The sequence below is a fragment of the Mucilaginibacter sp. genome (genome assembly GCF_036383575.1).
GTDB lineage: Bacteria > Bacteroidota > Bacteroidia > Sphingobacteriales > Sphingobacteriaceae > Mucilaginibacter.
Window position 1 is genome coordinate 1 of record NZ_DASVOB010000868.1, and the last position, 1,734, is coordinate 1,734.

The following is a 1,734-nucleotide window of genomic DNA, read 5'->3' on the forward strand; positions in this document are numbered from 1 at the left end:
AGCCAATATCCATACCTACAGCATAGGGAATTACCGCGTTGTTTGCAGCGAGTACGCCACCAATAGGCAAACCAAAACCCATGTGCGCGTCAGGCATTAATGCACCTTGAACGCTTACAGGCAGCATATTAGCCAACTCCATTTGTTTTTTGGCCGATTGCTCAATGCCCTTGCCACCGTAAGTTTTGCAGTACACCGGTTCATCACGCAGTGCAAACGTTTTAAAGGATGGTGCATCCGTTTTGCCAATTACCTTTTCGGCTATCTTGCTTGTTAACTCATCATCCAGAAATGCTTCCGGATCGTTCTTAATATCCACCAATAGGTCCAGTAGCTGCTGCTTACTATGGTGCTTAAAATTTTTAGAGATTATACCAATAACCAGGCTTCGCAGCTGATCATTATGATAACCTATTTTACTTAAATCTTTTGTTCTTAAATTGCCCATGTGGGTTATGTTTCTAATTCCAGGTAGGCTTCTTTACAGGCATACCTGGGTATGTTTTTAAATTTGTTAATGTATTTTGGCCGGTCGTTAAACTCATCTTTACAGCGATAGCTCCGGCCACGGGTTAACAGGTTAATGCGCGGCCATAAGTAGTTGTTACCAATGTGTTCGTCTATCCACGCTAACTCCGTTTCAATATCCGTATCGATCATTTTAATATGCGTAACCATATGCGGCGCTACCTTTAGCACATATCGCCAGGGCTCGGCAAACACGTATTTTACCTCGGTACGGTAGGTTTTAACATCAAAAGTTTCAACACGGGTAAAGCAAACCTTTTCCTGCTCGGTTAAATTGATCCTGTTGATATCCCAGCTATGTTGCGACAGCTCACGCAGCATTTGCGGTTTTGCCTGGTACACATAACGTTGTTTGCGTCGTTTTTTCCGTTTGAAGGATTTGTCCTGATGATATTCAACCGTGTTAATTTTCATTAGCAAGGCTTCATAAAAGTCCTTCCCCGGGTTATGCTTATGGTCATCCCGCAACACAAAAAAACGTTTCCAGCCACGTTGATACGGGTGTTCAAGCGCAACCATAGGCAAAAGCCTTCTTTGCTCCCTTAGTTCATCGCGCCGTTTGTCCAGCTGTATCAGTTGTTTATCCCGACCGGTTTTAACGAGCCGCCTTTTGCGCCGTGCCGGTTTGATACAGCGCGGCCATTCATGTGTGTTCATCACACTTTCATTTAATTTTCTTGAATTTGATTTTTGATCTCAGTTCGTCCTTGAGTAAGGATATACCCTTGTCAGAGCGCTCAAAAAATCCTGTGAATTTGGGGGCAGGCAAAATAATGCACAGGTTACTGACGCAACCGTTTAATTATTTAATAAAATACAGGGTTTGCCTGCCTGATCAGGCAATGAGCGAAAGGGGCGATATGTAGATTTGCTCTGTCATGATTCCTTGATATTTAAAAGATTAACAAATCAGGAATTGGATACAAAGATAGAATTTAATTCGAAATATCAAGAGGCGGCTATTTAGTTTGCAGGTTTGGGCCGCAACGTAGCTACAATTTCCATCGCCAGCGCTTGTTGTTTATGATTTAAACTGCGCGTATCTATTACCATAGAAAAGCACTGGCTCCGTCGGTATTTGACAAAGCCAGTGCAGCCTGTTTAGTTGTTTGTTGTTTAACGGGAGAAGGTCAGTGTGCCAAAACCCAATTGATCATATCCGCCACTATTACCTCCGTAGTCGCCGCCACCTCCTTCGGGGCGTAC

General features: G+C 43.4%; 2 protein-coding genes. Both read right to left on the reverse strand.

The features are described from left to right. Window positions 1-448: RtcB family protein (locus VF500_RS30585; protein WP_330863282.1), on the reverse strand; the 448-nt coding region annotated here is incomplete at its 3' end. 5 nt (window positions 449-453) lie between these two features. Next, entirely contained in the window at window positions 454-1,185 is a 732-nt protein-coding gene (locus VF500_RS30590) for a hypothetical protein (protein ID WP_330863283.1), read from the reverse strand. Window positions 1,186-1,734 lie beyond the last annotated feature (549 nt).